Origin of the sequence: Vasconcelosia minhoensis LEGE 07310 (assembly GCF_015207255.1) — a bacterium.
GTDB classification, from domain to species: domain Bacteria; phylum Cyanobacteriota; class Cyanobacteriia; order Phormidesmidales; family Phormidesmidaceae; genus Vasconcelosia; species Vasconcelosia minhoensis.
This window is the reverse complement of sequence record NZ_JADEXG010000074.1, coordinates 1-21,097: the sequence shown is the minus strand read 5'-3', so window position 1 is coordinate 21,097 and position 21,097 is coordinate 1. Positions and strand designations below refer to the sequence as shown.

The 21,097-nt window shown below is 51.1% G+C and carries 21 protein-coding genes and 1 pseudogene; 7 read left to right on the top strand and 15 right to left on the bottom strand.

Features of this window, described 5'->3' with window-relative positions; all coding sequences use genetic code 11:
• Window positions 1-109 precede the first annotated feature (109 nt).
• Window positions 110-511, bottom strand: a complete 402-nt coding sequence (locus IQ241_RS22095) for a hypothetical protein (protein ID WP_228021977.1) — start codon at window positions 509-511, stop codon at window positions 110-112.
• A gap of 91 nt (window positions 512-602) precedes the next feature.
• Window positions 603-857: a hypothetical protein gene (locus IQ241_RS22090; protein ID WP_193911415.1), complete on the bottom strand. Its 255-nt coding sequence runs from the start codon at window positions 855-857 to the stop codon at window positions 603-605.
• A gap of 418 nt (window positions 858-1,275) precedes the next feature.
• Between IQ241_RS22090 and IQ241_RS22085 the strand changes: the two genes are divergently transcribed.
• Genes IQ241_RS22085 through IQ241_RS22075 form a run of 3 tightly spaced genes read left to right on the top strand, consistent with a single transcriptional unit; the run spans window position 1,276 to window position 3,110 of the window.
• On the top strand, window positions 1,276-2,199 hold the full coding sequence (locus IQ241_RS22085; protein WP_193911413.1) for a methyltransferase domain-containing protein: 924 nt from the start codon (window positions 1,276-1,278) through the stop codon (window positions 2,197-2,199).
• Window positions 2,200-2,208: 9 nt separating this feature from the next.
• A complete protein-coding gene (locus tag IQ241_RS22080) occupies window positions 2,209-2,754 on the top strand; it encodes a glycosyltransferase family 2 protein (protein WP_193911411.1) in 546 nt (181 codons plus the stop codon).
• Window positions 2,694-3,110, top strand: a complete 417-nt coding sequence (locus IQ241_RS22075) for a glycosyltransferase family 2 protein (RefSeq protein WP_193911409.1) — start codon at window positions 2,694-2,696, stop codon at window positions 3,108-3,110. Before IQ241_RS22080 ends, IQ241_RS22075 begins: the two co-directional genes overlap by 61 nt.
• 162 nt (window positions 3,111-3,272) lie before the next feature.
• Here the strand turns inward: IQ241_RS22075 and IQ241_RS22070 are convergent, their stop codons facing one another.
• From IQ241_RS22070 to IQ241_RS22035, 8 genes are all read right to left on the bottom strand, one after another.
• Window positions 3,273-3,707, bottom strand: coding sequence for a DUF2281 domain-containing protein (locus IQ241_RS22070; protein WP_193911407.1), 435 nt, complete (start codon window positions 3,705-3,707; stop codon window positions 3,273-3,275).
• Window positions 3,708-3,745: 38 nt separating this feature from the next.
• Window positions 3,746-4,114, bottom strand: a complete 369-nt coding sequence (locus tag IQ241_RS22065; protein WP_193911405.1) for a hypothetical protein — start codon at window positions 4,112-4,114, stop codon at window positions 3,746-3,748.
• A 151-nt stretch (window positions 4,115-4,265) separates the two neighbouring features.
• Window positions 4,266-5,195, bottom strand: a complete 930-nt coding sequence (locus IQ241_RS22060; protein ID WP_193911403.1) for a DUF4214 domain-containing protein — start codon at window positions 5,193-5,195, stop codon at window positions 4,266-4,268.
• Between the two features lie 105 nt (window positions 5,196-5,300).
• The gene (locus tag IQ241_RS22055) at window positions 5,301-6,482 is read right to left on the bottom strand and encodes a glycosyltransferase family 4 protein (protein WP_193911401.1); all 1,182 of its coding nucleotides are present in this window, start codon (window positions 6,480-6,482) and stop codon (window positions 5,301-5,303) included.
• Window positions 6,473-8,812, bottom strand: a complete 2,340-nt coding sequence (locus tag IQ241_RS22050) for a glycosyltransferase (protein ID WP_193911399.1) — start codon at window positions 8,810-8,812, stop codon at window positions 6,473-6,475. The genes IQ241_RS22055 and IQ241_RS22050 overlap by 10 nt, the downstream gene beginning before the upstream one ends.
• 25 nt (window positions 8,813-8,837) lie before the next feature.
• On the bottom strand, window positions 8,838-10,238 hold the full coding sequence (locus IQ241_RS22045; protein ID WP_193911397.1) for a class I SAM-dependent methyltransferase: 1,401 nt from the start codon (window positions 10,236-10,238) through the stop codon (window positions 8,838-8,840).
• Window positions 10,239-10,257: 19 nt separating this feature from the next.
• Complete coding sequence (locus IQ241_RS22040; protein WP_193911395.1) at window positions 10,258-11,631, bottom strand: ABC transporter ATP-binding protein; 1,374 nt, start codon at window positions 11,629-11,631, stop codon at window positions 10,258-10,260.
• Between the two features lie 54 nt (window positions 11,632-11,685).
• On the bottom strand, window positions 11,686-12,519 hold the full coding sequence (locus IQ241_RS22035; RefSeq protein WP_193911393.1) for an ABC transporter permease: 834 nt from the start codon (window positions 12,517-12,519) through the stop codon (window positions 11,686-11,688).
• A 280-nt stretch (window positions 12,520-12,799) separates the two neighbouring features.
• Here IQ241_RS22035 and IQ241_RS22030 point away from each other — a divergent pair, with 280 nt between their 5' ends.
• From IQ241_RS22030 to IQ241_RS26775, 3 genes and pseudogenes are all read left to right on the top strand, one after another.
• On the top strand, window positions 12,800-13,768 hold the full coding sequence (locus IQ241_RS22030; protein ID WP_193911391.1) for a GDP-mannose 4,6-dehydratase: 969 nt from the start codon (window positions 12,800-12,802) through the stop codon (window positions 13,766-13,768).
• A 9-nt stretch (window positions 13,769-13,777) separates the two neighbouring features.
• Window positions 13,778-14,950: a glycosyltransferase family 4 protein gene (locus tag IQ241_RS22025; protein ID WP_193911417.1), complete on the top strand. Its 1,173-nt coding sequence runs from the start codon at window positions 13,778-13,780 to the stop codon at window positions 14,948-14,950.
• Between the two features lie 59 nt (window positions 14,951-15,009).
• Window positions 15,010-16,029: pseudogene (locus IQ241_RS26775) on the top strand (glycosyltransferase family 4 protein).
• Window positions 16,030-16,189: 160 nt separating this feature from the next.
• On the opposite strand, the gene IQ241_RS22015 reads toward IQ241_RS26775, so the two are convergent.
• On the bottom strand, window positions 16,190-16,537 hold the full coding sequence (locus tag IQ241_RS22015) for a hypothetical protein (protein ID WP_193911419.1): 348 nt from the start codon (window positions 16,535-16,537) through the stop codon (window positions 16,190-16,192).
• Window positions 16,538-16,646: 109 nt separating this feature from the next.
• On the bottom strand, window positions 16,647-16,874 hold the full coding sequence (locus tag IQ241_RS22010) for a hypothetical protein (protein ID WP_193911389.1): 228 nt from the start codon (window positions 16,872-16,874) through the stop codon (window positions 16,647-16,649).
• Window positions 16,875-17,061: 187 nt separating this feature from the next.
• On the opposite strand from IQ241_RS22010, the gene IQ241_RS22005 reads away from it, so the two are divergent.
• Window positions 17,062-17,487 (top strand): NAD-dependent epimerase/dehydratase family protein, encoded by a 426-nt coding sequence (locus IQ241_RS22005; protein WP_193911387.1) that lies wholly within the window; start codon window positions 17,062-17,064, stop codon window positions 17,485-17,487.
• Between the two features lie 36 nt (window positions 17,488-17,523).
• Here IQ241_RS22005 and IQ241_RS22000 read toward each other — a convergent pair whose 3' ends face one another.
• The 3 genes from IQ241_RS22000 to IQ241_RS21990 all read right to left on the bottom strand — a co-directional run.
• On the bottom strand, window positions 17,524-18,087 hold the full coding sequence (locus tag IQ241_RS22000; RefSeq protein ID WP_228021979.1) for a DUF998 domain-containing protein: 564 nt from the start codon (window positions 18,085-18,087) through the stop codon (window positions 17,524-17,526).
• The gene (gene murJ, locus IQ241_RS21995) at window positions 18,038-19,636 is read right to left on the bottom strand and encodes a murein biosynthesis integral membrane protein MurJ (RefSeq protein WP_193911383.1); all 1,599 of its coding nucleotides are present in this window, start codon (window positions 19,634-19,636) and stop codon (window positions 18,038-18,040) included. The genes IQ241_RS22000 and murJ overlap by 50 nt, the downstream gene beginning before the upstream one ends.
• 72 nt (window positions 19,637-19,708) lie before the next feature.
• Window positions 19,709-21,097, bottom strand: a 1,389-nt coding sequence (locus IQ241_RS21990; protein WP_193911381.1) for a PhnE/PtxC family ABC transporter permease, incomplete at its 5' end; no start/stop codon positions are given.

Here is a 21,097-nt window from a genome sequence, read left to right as displayed (position 1 = left end):
AGGGTGGTGATAGCGCTCGTATTCAAGTGCGCTAATGTCGGCTTCGCTGAACTCTAGTTGAATCATGACCGCGGTGTCTTTTGGGTGGGCTAACTCAATTTCACCATGACTATAGAATTAGTTCAAGCCCGAACCGGCTAGAGTATAGCAGGGCTAAGACGGCGGCTAGCTCTCTTCGGTGCTCGGCGCTGGGCTCAAGCTGGAATCGGATTTGGCCAGCACGGCATCCAGCTTCGATTCTAGCTCGGCGAGCTGCTCGTTCTGCTTCCTCAGCGCTTCGTTGCTTTTCCTCAACTCGGCGTTGTACTTCTTCAACTCGGATAAACCCCCGTAGGATTTGATCCACTGCCACAGTGAAAAACGTGACGGCGGCGAGGAGGAGGCCGACCCACTGGGGCAGGAGGATTCGGTATGCGGTGAATTCGAGGGCGTCATAGCTAAGGGTAACCCCGGTCAGGAAGACCAGCAGGGCAGCGAAGATAGCGACAAAGGTTTGAAAATCAATAGGCATCTCTACTGTGATTTTAACCCAGGAAGTTGAGCGTCACGGTGCAGCGCTCAAAGCGTTTGGCGATATTCCTCTAGCAGCGCCAAAACGGCGGCTAGCTGTCTTCGGTGGTCTTCGCTGGGCTCAAGCTGGAATCGGATTTGGCCAGCACGGCATCCAGCTTCGATTCTAGCTCGGCGAGCTGCTCGTTCTGCTTCCTCAGCGCTGCGGTATCTTTCTCGAACTCTTCGTTGCTCCTCTTGAATTCTTCGTTGCTCCTCCTCAGCGATAAAGTTCGCTTGGCGAGTTCGGAACTCTGCTTCCTCAGCGTTTCGTTGTACTTCCTCAGCCCGGCGTTGTATTTCTTCAACTCGGATAAACCCCCGTAGGACCTGATCCACTGCCACAGTGAAAAACGTGACGGCGGCGAGGAGGAGGCTGACCCACTGGGGCAGGACGATTCGGTATGAGGTGAATTCGAGGGTGTCATAGCTGAGGACAACTCCAGTCAGGAAAACCAGGAGGGTCGCAAATATAGCGACAAAGGGTTGAAAGTCAATAGGCATCTCTACTGTGATTTTAGCCCAGGCGGAATTGAACGCGGTCTAGAGGCGTGCTATTGGATGGATAAATCAACTACCGTTAGCGCAGCCATGCCCCTTGGGCTTTGGTCAGAGCGACTTAGGTGCCGAAGCGCGAATCAGCTTTTCTCGGTGTATGGTATTTAGAATGAATCGAATCCAGCGGCGGCCGGTCATTTCTAGGGACAGCTTCGGAGGCACAGCTTGATGAACAGTAGGCAAAAGGTTCTACAACATATTGACCCTAAGGGACAGGGCCTTGAGATTGGCCCGAGCCACAACCCGGTTGCGCCTAAAAAGGAAGGATTTAAGGTTCATATTATTGACCACATGAGCCGAGAGGAGCTGGTCGAAAAATACGAAGCACACGGCGTCAATCTGGAAAATATCGAAGAAGTTGATTTCGTCTGGCGAGGCGAACCCTACGCAGAGCTGACGGGAAAGCATAAGTTTTACGACTGGATTATTGCTTCGCATTTAATTGAGCATACGCCAGACCTGATTGGCTTTCTCAACAGCTGCGACGCTATTTTGAAGGATGATGGGGTGCTTTCGCTGGTCGTGCCCGACAAGCGCTACTGCTTTGATCACTATCGACCGATAACGGGGCTGGCAAAGATTATTGACAGTCACTATCGGCAGGAGCAAATTCATACGCCGGGTACAGTAGCGGAATATTTCCTTAACGTCGTTGCTCAGGCCGGACAAATTGCCTGGTATCCAGAGAGCACGGGGGCCTATAACTTTGTCCACTCGTTAGAAAATTCAACTCAGGGCATGGCTGCAGTCCTGAATGAAAAAACCTATTTAGATGTTCATGCCTGGTGCTTTGTGCCACATTCGTTTAGGCTGCTGATTCACGACCTTTTTTGTCTAGGGCTGATTCCGTTTAAGGAAGTTGATTTTATCCCCACCGACGGGTGTGAGTTTTATGTGACGCTAAGCCGAGGCGGTCAGGGCATTGATCAGCCCAGATTGGCAATATTGGACGCCATTGAAGCTGAAGTTAGAGACGGCATTACTTTGCCGGAACTTCCAAAAAGTTCTAGGGGCGATCGCAATAGCTGGCCTAAACGCCTCAAAAATAACCTCAGGAGCTTAAAGAAGGGTCGCTGGCAGTCTGCACAGTAATTACTGGGAATGGTTGAAGTTATCAGGCTTCCTAGCGTTGCGGCAGTAGTCCCAACTTATAACCGCCGTGAAAAAACGCTGCGGTTTTTGACGATCGCGCTTACCCAAACCTATCCGCGCCTGACGGTGATTGTGGTTGATGCGGCTTCGGCGGATGGGACGGCTGAGGCGGTGCAGCAGCAGTTTCCTCAAGTCGTGTTGCTGACGACGAGCGATCGCGACTATTGGAGCGCCACGGTCAATGTCGGGGTGCGCTATGCCCTGACGCACGGGTTTGACTATATTCTGACGATTTATGACGACTCGGTGATTGAACCCGATCACCTGGAGCGGCTGGTGGCCCTAGCAGAACGTCGTCAGCTCAAGATTTTGGGCAATCGAATTGACTATCTGGCTCAGCCGGGGCAGATTTGGGCGCTGGGGACCTATATCCGCTGGGGAACGCAGGATTTTTTGGGTTGGCCTACTGTGATACCTACGAGCGGGATTTGCCGTTGGCGGTGCGGAGGGAGGATGAGATCGCGGCAGACACCTTACCCGGTAATGGCGTCCTGATCCACCGGCAGGTGTCTGAAACCGTGGGGCTTTACAACGCGACCTGGCTACCTCATTACCATGCCGACTCAGAACTGATCCTGCGAGCTCAAAAAGATGGCTTTAAAGCATACGTGGCCCCCAACATCGTCCTGAAAAACGACTTTTCAGCAGCGCAAAAGCGAGTCTGCCTCAAGACCCTGGCGGGTTTGCAATGGACCCTATTTGCCAAAAAGTCTCATCTGTATGCGCCCGCTATTCTCTACATCGTCCTTAAGTATGCGCCCTGGGGCCAGAAGCTGAGAACGCTGACTGCTTTGTTGGGCCGGATGTTGCAGATTCCTGCTGACGGACTATGTTGGCTAGATCAGTTCTGAGGCTTAATTTGCCCAGCTGAAATTTGATCTGAATTTCCCATAGGCTGACCAGGCTGATCAAGACCTCATTCTTGAGTTCTTGAAGGCGATTGAGCGTAGCTACCGGAATTTGATCAGGAGCACTGTCCCACCATATGAATGTGTGCGTATCGAGCAAGAATTTCATTCTTTGCCTAGCCAAAAACTGTCGGGTAGGGGAGCGTCAAAGTCATCGCTGACGACGAAGGCATTGGGATGCAAACCCGGTTGGCGTGCGGTTGGATGCGCTGTGGAGGCTGATGGTTTGGCCCTTTTGAACTGTAGAAAGTCTAGGAATTCTGCCAGGAGGCTGAGTTGATCAGGAAGGAGCTGATCAATTTGCTGATGAATTTTTTTGCGATTTTCCAGGGCTGTCATGAATAGTTTGCTTCCTGACTGAATGAGATGGGAGCTATATATGGTTAGGATAGCAAGGACGGCGAGCTGATAGCCTTGCAGGCGATAGGTTTTACAGATATCGGCATCTTCGTAGTCTAGAGCGCAACTAAGGGCACTCCCGCCCAGGAAGTTTTGCAGGATCACGAATATCGCGACAAAGGTTTGAAAGTCAACGGCCATCTCTGCTGCGATTTTGGCCTAGGAAGTGGAAGGAGGTCTTAGAGGGCCTGGCGATATTCCTCCAGCAGGGCCAAAACGTCTGTTAGCTGTCTTCTGTGGTCGTCGCTGGGCTCAAGCTGGAATCGGATTTGGCCAGCACGGCATCCAGCTTCGATTCGAGCTCGGCGAGCTGCTCGTTCTGCTTCCTCAGCTTGGCGTTGTATTTCTTCAACTCGGATAAACCCCCGTAGGATTTGATCCACTGCCACAGTGAAAAACGTGACGGCGGCGAGGAGGAGGCCGACCCACTGGGGCAGGATGATTCGGTATGAGGTGAATTCGAGGGCGTCATAGCTGAGGACAACTCCAGTCAAGAAGACCAGCAGAGTCGCGAAGATAGCGACAAAGGTTTGAAAGTCGATGGGCATCTCTATTGTGATTTTAGCCCAGGAAGCGATAAGACGCTTCTCCAGGTTAGAGGGCGCGCGATCGCCAACTTAGCCCCCCGCTGGTAGCATTTCAGTTTTAAGCGCATATCGACTGATAGAGCCACTGCTGTACAGAAGTACAAGGACTCAATCACTTTGGCTTTTGACAGCGGTAGGCCAAAATATAGCAGTGCTCGGCATCGCTATAAATGCCGACGTTCTTAGTTGCTTCGTTAGTATCAAACTGGCCTACAGCAAAACTATTGGGTAGATAGTTGAATCCAAAAGGTTGGATGTTAGCAAATCCAGACGCTTTAAGCTTTGAATACAGCTGCTGATGGGTGTACTCAATTTTGTGGTCAGGATCAATGAATGCATCCTGCTGCAAACGGGTCGCTTTACCGTTAGGGGTGTCAACGCACAGATATCCGCCTGGTTTTAGAACTCTCATACATTCTGAGAAAACAGCTTCTGCTTCTTGCTCATAGATATGTTCTATAGATTGCCCTGAGTTAACTAAGTCAATAGAATTGTCAGGAATACAAGATAGGTCGCTCATTGAGGTGTAAACATACTGAACGCTCCCTTGCTCTGTCTCGACCAGATTGTACTGCTCATACCCTTGAGAATATAAAGGGTCGCGCTGCTCTAAAGGCAGGTCTATAATCGTCAGCTTCTCAAAAGAATAAGGATAGCCCATCGCGATTAGTGCACCCCGCGAGTTTCCTTTTGAACTGCCTCCTAAATCAACGATATGTTTCGCCTGGGGTAAGGTTTTGACCCACTGAATTCTACTCTGATGAATAGACTGTCCTAATTCATTGAGGAGCAGCCTTTGAAATTCAGCACTGTTGACTAAAACGTCAAGAAACCCTTCTCTACTAATCTCTCCTAATTTTAGCTTTTCTGAAAAATGATTTTGCCCTTCAATATCAGGCTTTCTCCTTAAAATTATTTGATAGCTATAATTAATATATTCAGCATCGTCAAGCTGACGAAGTGGCTGCGTTTCAAGTTTATATTTTAGCTTGTTGATTATCTTTGAAAAACTTGAATACAGTGAACTAATTTTTTTGGCCATTGAATTTGTTTTTTGCTGAATGGTCAGAAAAACTCGGCTATTGTCTGATACCTTAAGTTCAAAACTTTGTCTGTCATTCTGTATCCGCTAAGCGTCGTCGCTCTACTAGGAATTAGACCTGCTCTGGGCAGTTATTAAATTTAAGTAATCCTGCTCGATTTTCTGCCACGAGTAGCCGTGAGTTAAGAAATTATACCCTTGGATTCCTAACTTTCTCAATACGTTTGGCGAATCTAATTCTTTTATTGCAGTTATAAGTTCATGTGCGTTTTCATACCAGAGCCCCCCCTGAGCTCTACGACACTGACCGACTAAAACCTTACACTTGCTATTCACTAAAACGGGTTTACGCATTAGCCAAGCCTCTAGCAAAACCATCGATAAGCTTTCATAAGGCGAAGGCATTACCAATATATCGCAAGCTGCTAAAGCATCCCATTTTGTCCGTTCCTCCACAAATCCTAGCGATACTATATCAGGATGTTCTGGAATGTCAATCACCGACCGGCCAATCAGTACTAGCTTTCTAGGTCTAGTCTCATTCTCTCTCAGGGCAATGAAATTCTGAAAAAGCTCTCCGCAGCCTTTAGAGGCATCTACTCGACCGATGTATAGTAAAAACGGCTCGTCTACTCTAAACTGTTGGCGAAATCGCTCTGCGCTGTAATTATCAGGTGGTTCAACTCCCACACCCGCGATCGCGCCCTCAAAGCTAATATGGGGAAAGCGCGATCGCAGAAATTCTCTCTCCTCTACCGTATTGAATACAAAGCCTCGGGGCTGCTGAAAGAAAACATTCCACATGCTCATGTAGATTGCCCACTCATCATGGGCACAGGGCACTAAATAAGCCTTTTCTTTAACCTGAGGCAGGTTGAAATAGGTTGTAGCGTAGAGGTATCCGAAGAAAATAAAAGCATCGTAGGCTTGCTGATTCGCTTGAATATAATCGCTGAGTCCTCGCGATCGCGGCCCTTGAGATTTCATCCAAAGTTCTTGCTCCGTCACTGTGGAGGACATCAGATGAGCCTGTAGCTGCTGAGAACGCCGGTTGAAAAGGGCTACATTTCGAGGCTGATCTACTGGAAAACGACGAATTCTAGTGCCCCCTTCCTCAACCACACCGGACGGATAATGATTTTTCCAGGTCATATAGTCCAAAGCACAGGTCGTCAGCACTTCTGTATCCCAGTGCTTAGCCATCTGCTGAGCAATCCTTCGACAAAGGTATTCCGCCCCGCCATTAACTTCGATACCACAGCGCTGAACGACAAACGCTACCCGCATGGCTGTTGAACCCTTGTGCCCATTCGATGTAAAAGTGCATCTAGTTTTTTCTGCACCTTACCTGGCAAAAAGTATTCCCGTCGCTGACGTTGAGCATTTAGAATAGTGCGCCGGGGTTCTTCATCTCTGACCAACAGTTTGGCTAAAGCGGCAACCTCAATCAGGGTATCTTTACTGTTAAACATCAGTCCAGCCTGACCCAACGTCTCCGGGACAGCCGTGCTCTTATAAGCCAAGATTGGGATATCAAACCACATTGCCTCTACCAGGGGTACACAAAAGCCTTCATGTTCGCTCATGGACCAGAATAGATGCGCTGTCCGGTAGTAGGCTGCAAGCTGAGCATCATTCACCTGCCCTGTCAGCAGGATTTGGTGACTTAGATTTAGTCTTTTAATTAAGGCTTTGATATAGCTGTAGTATGGATCGCTCAGGTCTACTCCACCTACTAAAATTAAACGAGCCTGGTCATCTAACTTCAGGTAATGCGCAAATGCCTCAATTAGATGATCCTGACGCTTATTTGGCGCGAGACGACCTACAAATAGCAAGTTGACCTTACCATCTTGCAACTGTTCCATTAGGTCTGAATCTGCCGGGAAATCCCATTTGCTCGGTTCAACGGAGATGGGTAAAACCTCAGGCTGAGCAAAGCCTACCGCTGCTAGTTCCTCAGCATTGTAGGTTGAGTCCCCTACTGAATATAAAAAATGAGGTGCAAGCTGCTTTAGTTCTGTTTGCCCTTTTTCTAGCTGTTGGGCGATATCTAGCCGATAGGGACGGAAAAATTCAGCTGGGGTAATGTTGTGATAGATCAAACATTTAGGACCCGGATGGGCAATAACGTATGCTGTTAGCTCTGAGCCAATAGAGTGGTGATAAAGCACACTGGCATCGGGGCTGAGCAGACGAGCCTGGAAAGTTTTAGCCTGATGGGCGACCTGCGGGTCGAGAAACCGGACAAAAATGTCAGAGTAGTAACCCTGCTGGCGTAGGTAATCGCGAATTGCGATCGCGTGATTTGAAATCGCGTCCCCATAGGCCAGATTAGGTAAAACCTGATGAATCTCTTTCAATTGAGGTGACTTAGGCCGAGAAGGCTGAACAGAGTCAGATGGGGTTAGCCCCAAGGCCAGTTCGTATCGCTGGATAACTTTGTCCCAGGAGGCATTGTCGGTCACGTAGGTTTTCCCCAGCGTGCCAAGTTGAGTCAGTTTATCCGGGGCCTGCTGATCGACTTTAGCCAATAGCTCGGCCCATTCAGCGAGCGAGGTCGCTAGCCAGCCGCCTTGAACTTTGCCTACTACCGTTGCCGTTGCCAGACACTGCCGATGGGCTGCAACCGGCTTACCGTGATACCAGGCTTCCATAATCACTCGCGAATAGCTCTCATTGCGGCTGGGCTGAAACAGAGCCAGGCAGTTGGCCAGCAGCGATTCTTTTTCTGACTCTTCGACCAGGCCAAAGTCAATCAATCCTGGTACTTCTCCACTGTAGGAACGACTACCAGGGCCGGCTAAAACGAGCCTGAGATTGGAATCGGGATAGCTTTGTTGATAGCGGGCATAGGCCCGAACCAAAAGATCGGTATTTTTCAGCGGATCGCGGCGACCCAGACAGAGGATGTAGCGCTGCTGGAGGTCAAAACCCTGAACCTGAGTGACAGAAGTATCATAGTGCTGCCCGGCTTCAACCGCAGCGCCGACCACCTGACTTTTGGCAATAATGCCCGGACCATAGAGCTGCTGAGCCAGCAGCGCTTCTCCTTCACTGATAAACAGCAGCCCCTGAGCCGCATGAAAGATATGCTCTACCTGGGGGAGATAGGCATAAACCTCGTCATGGAGACAGGGCTGTAAAAAAGCGCGCTCGGCAACCAGGGGCAGCCCGTTTAGGATGGGGCCGTAGAGATAGGGAATAAATAAAAAGGCGTGGTAGCGCTGATAATGCTTTTGTAAGTACCTGAGCAGCCGCCTTGAGCTGATGTTCTCAAAAACAAAAACCGATGCCTCTACGGACGAAACCGGGTTGACTCCTGCTCTAAGTGACTCGCTGGGTAAGCTAAGCATTTTGAGATTTACCTGGCCAAAAGCGTCCTCATCTCGCTGATTAACCCGAAAGCGACGAACCTTTAACCCCTTCACTCTGGTCAAACCACCTCGATAGTGATTCTTGCTCCAGTTCTCAAGAAAAGATTGACACCGCGTCGTTAAAACCTCAACGTTGTGACCGCGCTGAGCAAGACGGGTGGCAACCTGCCATGCCTGCTGCTCTGCACCACCCTTTAAATCTTCGCCGAACCAGGGAATGACTATTGCAAGACGCTTCATAACGACAGCTATTTAGAAACTAACTTTAGTCCTTAAGCTTGTATCCAATGATTGCATAGTCACGAGGACCATAGAAGAAATCGCTCAATATTTTCCATTCAGGTAAATTTTGGGGGAAAGGGATTTCTTCGACTGGGTGCAAGTAGTGGATATCAACTTTTAAAAAACCGGCCAGCTCAAGAAAATACTTCATTGTTTCAGGGAATAGCGGCTTTTGGTGAGTAGGATCACAATAGAAGTCACAAGCACCAACGACTAAATTTCTAGGATTAGGAGTCTCGAAGATGACCATCCCTCCAGGCTTTAATACCCTAATAGCTTCGTTAACCAAATCAAGAAAGCTCGGAAAACTCATGTGTTCTATTATATGAAATCCAGTAACAGCAGCAAGATGATTGCTGGGCAATTGCTTTAGACAAGTAAGAGCATCATCTTGCTGCACATCAAAACCGCGGGATTGACAAATTTCGACCATGACAGCATTAGCATCTACTCCCTTAGCTGAATAGCCAATGTCACGCATTACTTCTAACCATTCACCTCGCCCACAGCCCAAATCTAAAACTTCGGAATTGAGAGATTCTATATGCGCCTCTTCCAGAATTGTTATGTAGTATCTCAAGCGTTCAAGGATATCTTCATAGGATCCTCTAAACTTATCTTCAAATGCAAAATATATTGAGTCTAATAGACGTTCTTTTTCAGCATCAATGTCAACAGTTTCGGATTGCAGAATAGCTTGTTCAGATCCTTGACATCCTTTATTCAACAGGAACGTAGTTAACCGCTTTTGCTGCATCAAATCATATTTAAAATAACTATTATTGCTCAGCTGCTCTTTTTGAAAAGTAGAAAACTGACTTTGAGTAACCTGAATTCCTTGTTGAAGCTGTATAATCAGTCGATCAGCGAGTAAAATTTTCTCTTCTAGCTGACTATGTTTCTCTTCTAGCTGGCTATGCAATCTGTGAATAGCTTCTTGAAATTCATGATGAATTGACTGATTTAATTCACGAAACGGTTCTAATTCAGCATCGATCTGTGCTACAAAGCGCTGCTGAATCTCTGAGACAGCATTTTGATTAAATTGTGCCAATTCTCTAATCGAATGAATAAGAGAAGCGTTTACAACTCTCTGCTTTTTGAATATAAATCCATAAAATCTAAGGAAAAATCCCTGAAATCTCTTACTTAAAGTAAAGGGGAAGTGAGCTAACTTGTCAGGAAATTTTTGAGGGGTTTGAGAGAAGAACTCGGCTGTTTTTAGATGTTCTTCTAAAACATTTAAGTTGTAGCTGGCATCTTTGATGAAATGACCGCTGTATGTATCGTCATTTTTGCCTAAAGGCTGACAGCTACGAATTTCTTGCCTGATGCGCTCCATCAAATCACTAGTGTTGATTTCCGGATTACTTGACTCAATCATTTTAACAATTCCAAAATTCTTAAATTTGTCTTAGAAGCTCTGTCGTAGGCTCAATACATGATTCGGTCTTTGCCTGTAAATCAATTAGACCATCACATTTTCCTGAGTTGAAGACTTCAAAAACCAGTAGCTCATCGGCCCAATCGTAGCTCAAACCTTCTTCTGAGTGAGCAGCAACGGTCAAAGTGTATACACCTCTATTAAGGTGACAGGGAACTTTGAATGAAACTATTAAGTGCTGCCCTCGGGTTAATACAAGCGGTTCGCGATGAATTAAAAACGTATTAGTTCCATACAGTACAAGGCCAACTAAATTTCTAATGGAAATACCTACTACGAGATCTAAAATGTCTTCGTTGGCTAAAATTGAAATCTCAATAGAAATGGCTGTCCCTGTTTCAAACTTTATTAGTTCTTGCCCTTGCAAGTTCATAATTTTGACAGCAGAAATTTTTGCTATACCGACACCATGTCTGCAGCTTGGATCACGAGTCCCTAAGGCTATTGATTCAAAATTAGGCTCTGCGTTAGTTGACATAGTATCTGTCACTGTACCGCCACTCCTCGGTCTGTCCAAGGAGTTTTCGTAGATATCTTCGTTACCTGCTGCAATAACAGGCATGAATTTTTCAGAGATGGGTAGAAATGCCTCAGGTCCATCTGAACTAAGCAGAGCAATATAGTGATTAGTTACTTCCTTGGGAGAGCCAGATTCTAGGATGCAACCATGATTCATCAGTACGGCGCGTTCGCAAAGCATCTTTACGCTAGAGGAATCATGAGAAACAAATAAAATGGTGGTTCCCTGCTCCTTCAGCTGTCGAATGCGCTTCATACACCGAGCTTGGAATCTGGCGTCTCCCACCGCTAGGGCTTCGTCAACAATCAAAATGCTTGGCTCTGTGTTGGCCACCACTGCAAACGCCAGCCGCATTATCATACCACTAGAGTAGGTCTTCACAGGCTGCTCAATAAAGTCGCCGATTTCTGCAAAGGCAGCAATTGTATCAAACTTAGCCTCAATCTCCTTTTGACTCAGCCCTAAAATCCGCCCGTTAAAAAATACATTTTGCCGTCCTGTAAACTCAGGATTAAAGCCACTCCCTAACTCCAGCAGAGCCGAGACTCGGCCATTCACATGCACCTCTCCCGCGGATGGGGTCAATGTTCCAGCTACGATTTGCAGCAGTGTGCTTTTGCCTGAACCGTTCTGTCCTACGATACCCAGGGTCTCCCCTTGAAAAACCTCCAGATTGATGTCTCGTAAGGCCCAAAACTCTTTAGCCTGAACGCGTTCTGGTAGCAGCAATTCTCTTAAACGATCTACTGGATGCGTATATCGCCGATAGCATTTTGAGATTTGCCTGAGAGAGATCGCTACTGATTCAGTCATGAGTGCAAAAAGTTGATATAGAGTAAAAGATTTGGGTACATGACACTTTTCTAATTAGAGCACATCTGCAAAGCCAGGACGCAATCTGCGGTAAACCCCTAAACCGCAATAAAAAACGATAATAGAAATAAATACGCTGATACCCCAACTCTGCCAATGCTGCACTTCGCCCACTAGAATTGCGTCTCGGTAGAATTCTGCGATCGCGGCAAGCGGGTTAAGGTTAAATACCCACTCTCGAAAGCGTTCTGGAATTAAAGATACTGGATAAATGATTGGCGTCGCATAGAACCAAAGATTTAGAATGACTCCAAGGGTTTGCGGGATATCGCGCAAAAAGACTGTCAGAGCTGCCGTCAAATACCCTAAGCCTGCCGTTAAAAGCAGCTGCGGAATCCAGGCTAGGGGCAGTAGGAGGACAGTTATGTAGAGCTTGCCGACCATAAACGCCACAAATAGAAGCAGCACCATCAGCCCAAAGGTGCTTTCAATAAAAGCCGATAATACCGGCACAAGGGGCAGCAGCGCCAAGGGGAAGACCACCTTTTTGACTAGATTGGCCTGCGTCGTCACCGACGTAGCTGCTGGAGACAAACCCATAATAAATGCTAACCACGGCAGCAACCCCGCATAGAGCCAGAGCCCAAAAGTGAAGTTATTATCGGGCATTCCCGCCATGCTCAATTTTACTTTCAGCACGATCGAGAAAACATAGGTATAAATCAAGAGCTGCGACAGCTGATTTAGAATTGGCCAGAAGTTTCCTAAAAGCGACCCTTTATAGCGCGCTTCCAGGTCTCGCTGAACCAGAGTCATGAGTAGACCCAACTTGGCTTGCTGCGCCTCAGGGATAGGCAAGAACCGCTTCAGTCGTCGAACAGAATGCATCACAATGCTCGATTGGGACGAGCCCTACTCAACACATCATCATCTAATATAGGCGGAATGGTAATAAACGCAAGCAAAAAGACCGGTTGGCTATTGAACATCAGTTTTTCTATATCTAATCCAATATGCCTTAGTACCTATAGGACTAGAGCAATTCACAGCAGGCTGAGCCGATAATGCTGAGCCGATGACGCTCTGGATAGCACATTTGGTCCCTGCTCTGGCATGATATCTGGAAAAGTTGCATTCTACAGACATTCTACAGATAAGGGGGTAAGGCATGGTAAGGAAAGCGCTGATTACCGGGGTGACTGGCCAGGACGGGTCATATCTAGCTGAATTTTTACTGGCTCAGGGCTACGAGGTCTATGGCCTGGTGCGTCGGTCTAGCTCAAGCAGCCTAAGCCGGATCAATCACTGTGCCGAAAAACTCCATATCGTCTCCGGCGATTTGCTCGACCAGTTTTCACTGATGGACGCGATTTCAGAGACGCAGCCTGACGAAATTTACAACCTGGCTTCCCAAAGCTACGTGCCCACCTCCTGGACCCAGCCCGCCCTAACCGCCGAATATACCGCAATTGGCGTATCGCGGCTGCTAGAAGCCATCCGTCGCTGTAAACCCGATGCTCGGTTCTATCAGGCCTCTAGCAGCGAAGTATTTGGCCAGCCGGATGAATCGCCCCAGACTGAGCTCACCGCCTTTCGCCCGCGCAACCCTTACGGGGTAGCCAAAGCCTATGCCCATTGGATGACCGTCAACTACCGCAACCAGTACGACCTTTACGCCGGCTGCGGCATCACCTATACTCACGAATCGCCTCGACGGGGTAAGGAATTTGTCTTTCGCAAAATTACTCGCGGCGCCGTCCTGATCAAGCTGGGGATGCTCAGCGAGCTCAAGCTGGGCAACCTAGATGCCCGGCGCGACTGGTGCCATGCCCAAGACGCGGTGAAGGCAATGTGGCTGATGATGCAGCAAGACCAGCCCGATGATTTTATTATCGCTAGCGGCGAAACCCACTCTGTTCGAGAACTGGTGCAATGTGCTTTTGAGCATGTCGGGCTGAATTGGCAGGACTACGTTTCGATCGATCCTGCTTTTTATCGGCCTAATGAGCCCGTCGAACTGGTTGGGGCCATGGATAAGATCAAAACGAAAATAGGCTGGCAGCCCGAATATTCCTTTGAGCAGCTCGTCCAATCGATGGTTGACCACGATCTAAAGGAGCTGAGCCAATCACAATAAATCGTTTGCATCATGAAGGTCATCTTTGAAGCAACACCCGTCTTACCCAAACCGAGCGGCGTAGGGCTCTACGTGCTTCACCTGCTACAGGCCCTGTATCGGCTGCAAAGCCAGGAAGACTTAGATTTAGGGATCGTTTACCAACCTAGCCTCAGAAACTGGCTCAGGGGAAACTTATCTGTCCCCGAATCTCTGGCTCACTATCCCGAAATCTATACGCTCCCTCTGCCGGTTAGGCTGCTGAACGGGCTCGCCAGAGTTCCGGCAAATCCGATTTTGCCCTATTTAGAGGCAACCTTTTGGGACGCTACTGGCGGGGCTCCTGATATCTATCACGGCACCAACTATGCGGTGTATCCCTGCCGCAAAAGCCTGCGGGTGATGAATATCTATGACCTTTCCTTTATTCGCTATCGGGAGCATGCGACTGCGGTTGTCAAAAGCTATGCCCATCGAGTCCAGCAAAGTCTGGAATGGGCCGACCTGGTGATCACAATATCTGAGAGTTCAAAGCAGGATATTATCAACTTTCTTAAAGTTCCCCCCGAGTCCATCTGGGTGACGCCGCTTGCGAGCCGATATGCTCAAGCGTCCCTACCCTTGGCACCCAATCATGTCAGAGCGGCAGTCCAGTATGATTTTTCTATTCCCTACATTCTGTTTGTCAGCACTTTGGAGCCGCGCAAAAACGTCGTCAGGTTAATTGACGCCTTTAATCAGCTCAAGGCCAAAGGCGATATCGAGCACCATCTGGTGCTGATTGGCCAAAAAGGATGGCACTATGGGCCGATTTTCGATGCCATCGATCAGTCTCCCTGGCGCCACTGCATTCACCATCAGGATTATCTACCGGATCAGCTGGTAGCCTATTTTTATACCCAGGCCGACGTATTTGCCTATCCCTCTCTGTATGAGGGGTTTGGGCTGCCAGTGCTAGAGGCGATGACGCTGGGCTGCCCGGTTGTGACTTCTAACACCTCATCTTTGCCCGAGGTAGCAGGAGATGCGGCCTTACTGACCTCTCCCAAGGATGCCGAGGAACTGGCAGACTGTTTAGAACGGGTGATTTGCGATCGCGCCCTCCGCCAAACCCTCATAGACCGCGGCAAAGCTCGTGCTGCCACCTACTCCTGGCAGCGGACGGCCGAAGCGACCTTAGCCGCCTATCGCTCTTTACTATGACCGAGCTTTCGAGTTCCCTGCTGGTCAATCTATCGATCGTCATGGAGTGACCGACCGGCATTAGCACCTATGCCCAAAATCTACTGCCGCAGCTGCGATCACTTATCCACTGCTTCTGAGTGCAAGGCCCTATCGCCAATATCAGTGCTATCCAATCCCGGCCAATATGACCCCTGAACAGGGTTGGCGCGGCCACCTCAGGCGACTGCTCTGGCTCCAGACCCAGCTGCCGCAGATCTATCGCCGGGCCAAAAGCCGTTTTCTATTTTCACCCCTGCCAGAAATGCCCCTGTTTCAATCCTGCCGAACCGTGGTCACCGTCCACGACTTAATTCCGCTGCGGTTTCCGTCCGCCCTATCGCCCCTAGGCCCCTACTTCAGATATTACGTTCCCGCCGTGCTGCGGCAGGCTCAGCACATCCTATGCGACTCCGAAACCACCGCTGAAGACGTCACTCGCTTCTGCCAGACCTCGGCCCAAAAAAATCACCGTAGTGCCCCTAGCCTATGATGCCGACCAGTTTCGGCCCTTAGCGCTGTCCTGAGCAAATTACGTCTTGTACGTCGGCCGCCATGTCCCTTACAAAAACCTGAAGCGGCTGATTAGCGCCTTCCAACCGGTCGCTGAAAAAACCAATGCTGAGCTATGGATTGCCGGTCCCGAAGATGCCCGCTACACGCCCCAATACCGACAGCAGGCCAAAGAACTGGGGCTGGCCGCACGAATTCGCTTCATCGGCTACGTCGGCGACTCGCAGCTACCGATACTGATGAATCAAGCGATCGCCTTAGTCATGGCTACCTTGTGGGAAGGGTTTGGTTTACCGGCCCTAGAAGCAATGGCCTGCGGCACGCCGGTGATCGCTTCTAAGACAGGCTCGTTACCAGAGCTGACTGGGGATGCTGCCCTGATGGTTGACCCCTACCGGGTTGATGAGATATCGGCAGCTTTGCAGGCTGTGGTCAGCGACCCGATGCTTTGGCAGTAGCTTCATCAGTCTGGCATAGACCGGGCCAAATGCTTTAGCTGGGAAAAAACAGGGCAGGTCACCTCAGCCGTTTTGAAACGATATCTCTAGCTTAGGTCTTAAGGCATTGTGGAGCTGAAGGATAACCGCATGAATCTCGGTAAATTTTGCTTCAATCAAGCCGCTCTAGCATTGCTGTTACCCAAGGCAGATGCAGATGCTCTTTAGGCTGGATGGGTGGGGATAAATAGCGAGTGGATGAGAAAAGGGCTTAGAGGGTCTGGCGATATTCCTCCAGCAGGGCTAAGACGGCTGCTAGCTGTCTTCGGTGGTCTTCGTTGGGTTCAAGCTGGAATCGGATTTGGCCAGCACGGCATCCAGCTTCGATTCGAGCGCGGCGAGCTGCTCGTTCTGCTTCTTCAACTCGGACAAACCCCCGTAGGATTTGATCCACTGCCACAGTGAAAAACGTGACGGCGGCGAGGAGGAGGCCGGCCCACTGGGGTAGGACGATTCGGTACTGGGTGAATTCGAGTGTGTCATAACTGAGTACAACACTGGTCAGGAAGACCAGCAGGGCAGTGAAAATCGCAACAAAGGTTTGAAAGTCAACGGGCATCTCTACTGTAAGTTTAGCCTAACTAAAGGTAGGAAGGCTTAGAGGGTCTGGCGATATTCCTCTATCGGCTTCAGGAAGCGATGGTTTTCCCCCAATCCGCTCTAGTCGTTCACTCATCGCCAGTGCCAGTCAGGTGCTGGAGGATAATTTCGAGCTTCCCGTTAATACCACTGACCTCTTCTCTTAACGCCTCTAGCTCGGCCTGCTGTAGCTCAAACGCCTCGCCAATCCAACCTGTGGGTTCTAGAATTGCGCCCTGGGCCGCCTGCTCACGCTCTAACCGCGCTATTTTTAACTCCACGGCCGCTAGCCGTCTTAGCCATTTCAAATTGCTCATCCGCGATCGCCTCCCGTGCGGTTTCGGCAGACCCATCTATGTATCTATATTGTAATGGTATGAATACCTGGCCCAGGCTCTGAAGTCTAGGCAAAGCCGATGCTTATATCTGGATCGATGCCCGGGTAGCGGTGGGAGCCGGTTCCCCGTGGAAAAGCAATAGGGTGATAGCGGGTTGAGAGGAGCGATGCGGCAGGTTTTGGTGACGGGGGGAGCCGGGTTTATTGGTTCCAACTTTGTTCGGCAGTGGGGTGCGCACAATCCGGGGCAAGTCACCGCTTTAGACGCGTTGACCTATTCAGGGAATCGAGAAAATTTAGCTGGGCTTGGAGCAGAGCAGCTGCGGTTTGTGCAGGGGGATATGTGCGATCGCGCCCTCCGCAAAACCCTCATAGACCGGGGCAGAGCCCAGGCTGCCACCTACTCCTGGCAGCGGACGACCGAAGCGACCTTAGCCGCCTATCGCTCTTTGGAGCGCCGGCCCCGAAGATGCACGCTACACGCCCCAATATCGACAGCAGGCCAAAGAACTGGGGCTGGCCGGGTGAATTCGCTTCATCGGCTACGTCGGCGACTCGCAGCTGCCGATACTAAAATTAGGTCTGAGCTTTAGCGTCGGCTCTTAAGACGAGCGCGCGACCGACTCAAATCAACTTTTCCGGCCGGTTTGGAGCAGCAGCCAAGAAACGCCAGCAACCCAGGTAATCATGATTGCAGCAACGAAGCGCTCATAGGCACCATTCCAGGCGTTGGGTGTGAAAAAAAACAAAGGGGCAAACATCACCCAAGCGATCGCACAGCCCAAGCTAAAGCGATACCAGCTTTTACCCACCTGGCGTAGGCCAAAGGCAATCAACCCTGGCGCAAGCGTAAAGAGGATGCCCAGTGCATAGACGCAGTAGATGTGGATCGCTGCGCCCACGCCTTCCCTACCGGCATACTGATTGTGCTCGGCAATCAATAAAATATCGACGGCCAGCAGCAGCAGCATCGCTGCGCCGATTTTCCACTTCAGATCGCCCAGACGCATGATCAAAAGACCCGCTGCACAGGCAAAAAAAGAAGCTGCGAACAAATCTAAACCGGTGTCTTGAATCCATGCCTTCTCGGTAATCGCGAGAGCGCTGATAGTTTGCGTCACAGGGTTGTAGCCATCAACTGACCTATCGTCCCAGCCGCTGCCGCACCCGCGCCACGAGCAGGGAAGCCTCAGGAATCTGCAAAGCCACCGTCAGCAGCGCAAATACCCCCAGCCCTACCGCGCTAGCGCCGCAGAGCTGCACCAGATTAGCCCAAAAATTCTGACTGCCGACCCATGCTTCCAGCCCCCAGCGGCTCAACCAGCAGGCCACGCCCGCCAGACCGCTAGCCAGGGTCAGCAGCACAATCGGACGGCTCCAGCTCAGCCAGGGCAGGCCGTTGAGCTTGCGGTCGAGCAGCACCACCATGGCGAACAGCGAAACGACATTGACGCCTACGGTGGCCAGCACCAGCCCTGGCGGTCCCAGCAGCTGGATCAAAAAGTAGTCCAATACGGCGTTCAGAAAAATGCTGACAATGCTAATCCGAAAGGGCGTTTCGCCATCGCCCAGGGCGTAGAATACCCGCACCATCACGTCCCGGCCCAGATAGACGAACATGCCAAGGCCGTAGGCCATCAGCACCGAGGTGACGATCACCGCCGCGTCTTCGCCAAAGGCCCCGCGCTCGTAAATCACCTTCACGATCGGCAGCGCCAGGGTCACAATCAGGGCGCTCAGGGGCAGCATCGTCAAAGCGACCAGCATCAGGCTCTGGCGAATTCGCAGCTTCAGCTCGGGCCAGTGCTGCGGATCTGCCAGGCGTGAAAAAATCGGTAAAAAGGGGACCAGAATAATATTTGAGATAATCCCCAGCGGCGTCTGCACCAGCAGGTTGGCAAACCCCAGCGCCGCTAGCGTCCCAGGAATGTAGGCGGCGAAGTACAGGTCGGTGTAGACGTTGATCTGCATCATGCCGGAGGAAAAGGTAGCGGGTCCCAGCACCTTGAGTACGTCCCGCACCCCCGGATCGCTGACGTTAAACCGCAGCCGCAGCCGTCCCAGCCCCGATTTCCACAGCGCTGGCACCTGCACTATCCATTGCAGAAAGGCCCCGGCCAGCGTTCCCAGGGCCAGCACAATGCCTCCCAGCATGGCATATTCAGGCGTCATCAGGTCGCGGCCTAAAATCAGGGCCAGGATGCCCAGCCCGATAATTACCGTGACGCTGGAGAACAGCGGACTAATCGAAGGCAGCCAGTACTGGTCGGCGGCGTTTAAGGTGCCAAAGCCGATGCCGATCAGCCCGGCGAATAGGGCCATCGGGGCCATAATTTGCAGCTGGACAACCGCGATCGCGCGACTCTCCAGTCCGGTCGGAGTCTCGCTAAATCCCTGCCCCAGTAACCCAATCAGCGGATCGGCAAAGACAATAATGCCGAGGGTCACGCCAATTAGCGCTAGCCCGACTAGGGTGGTAATAGTTTCCACCAGCGGCGCGATTTCCTCTTTTTTGCGCTTGGCCACAACGCTGACGATGGCGCTGTGAAACGGACCATTAATCCCCCCCAGCAGTACCAGCAGAAAGCCGGGAATCACGTAGGACAGGTTGTAGGCATCGGCTACCGGGCCAATCGCAAACGCCGCCGCCAGGGCCTGCTGGCGCACCAGGCCGAAGACTTTACTGATCAGGGTCGCGATCGCGACAATCCCCGCAATTCCGGCCAGCGAACGTTTAGACACAGCAATCCAGCAAATAAGGACTAAGGGTTAATCGTCACGGGTGAGGGAAATTTCGTCAATGGATCGACTTTTTTACCGAAAGTCCCGGCGCATAGCCGCGCTGATCAGATCCACTGCAAAGGTCAGGCCGATAAATACCGTCAGCGTCGCCGCCAGCCCGCCATAGTCAAAGCTGCTGATCTGCTCTGCCATCAGCCGTCCCAGCCCGCCTGCCCCGACTAAGCCGACAATCACGGTCTCGCGCATACAGACCTCCCAGCGGTAAAGACTATAGGCTAGAAACCGGGGCAGATTTTGGGGCAAAATGCCGTAGAAAATTAGGCCGCCGCTGCCCGCCCCCAGCGATCGCAAAGCTCGAATCGGCGCGTCGGGCAAATTCTCATTCACCTCGGCCATCAGTCGGCCTAGAATCCCGAAGTTATGTAGCGCCAGCGCCAGCGCCCCCGGCAGCAGGCTAGGAAAGACGCCGTACAAAATCACTAATGCCCAGATTGGGGCTGGAATCGCCCGAGCGACCAGCAGCAGCAGCCGACTGGCGGCTAGCCATAGGTGACTCAGCGCCAGCCCGCGACTGGTTTCTCCCATCGGTCGAAGTAGGCCCCCCGGCAGCCAAACGTTCTGCGCCGCCGGAAACGAAAAGAGGATGCCGCCAATTGACGCTAGCGTCATGGCCAGAATGGACATCGCCAGGGTTTGCAGCGCCAGCGACGGCAGCGCTCCTGAGAACTCAGGTAGCACCTGTGACGGGCTGACCTGGGTGAGGATTTCGGCCAGCAGCGATCGCGTCCGCCCCGCCCACAGACGGCTCCAGTCCAGCTGTAAGTAGCTGAAGCAGAGCGGTACGGCGACGGCAATTCCCAGCCAGGAGGCCCAGACCAACGGACGGATGCGTCTCTTTGTAACCGCCCTGCTTGCCCTCTCCCTAAATCCCTCTCCCCGAGGAGAGGGACTTTGAATCGTTCGGCCAGATGGGTTCGGTGAGCCATAGTTCAGGTCGAGCCGACTGGTAAAGCCCATCTGCCGCCGCAGCGTGGCGCTCCAGGTATCGACCGCGCCATTGAGTAAAATCAGCGCGTAAAATCCGGTCCAGAGCTGCTCATAGCGCAGCGACTGAAGGCTCAGCGAAATCTCATAGCCCAGCCCGCCCGCGCCAATCACCCCCAGCACCGCCGAAGCCCGCAGGGCGCATTCAAATCGATAAAACATATAGGAGAGCAGATTCGGCAGCGCCTGGGGCAGATGGGCGTAGAGAAAAGCGGTCAGCGGCGGCACCCCACTGTGGCGCAGGGCCTGAAGTGGCTCCTGGGGCGTCTCATCCAGAATTTCTGAGAAGACTTTGGCGGTAATGGCGCCGAAGGGAATCGCGATCGCCAATACCGCCACCAAAGGGTCCAGCCCCAAAATATTGATTAAAAAGAGGCCCCAGATCAGCTCATGGATCGCCCGGGGCACCGCCAGCCC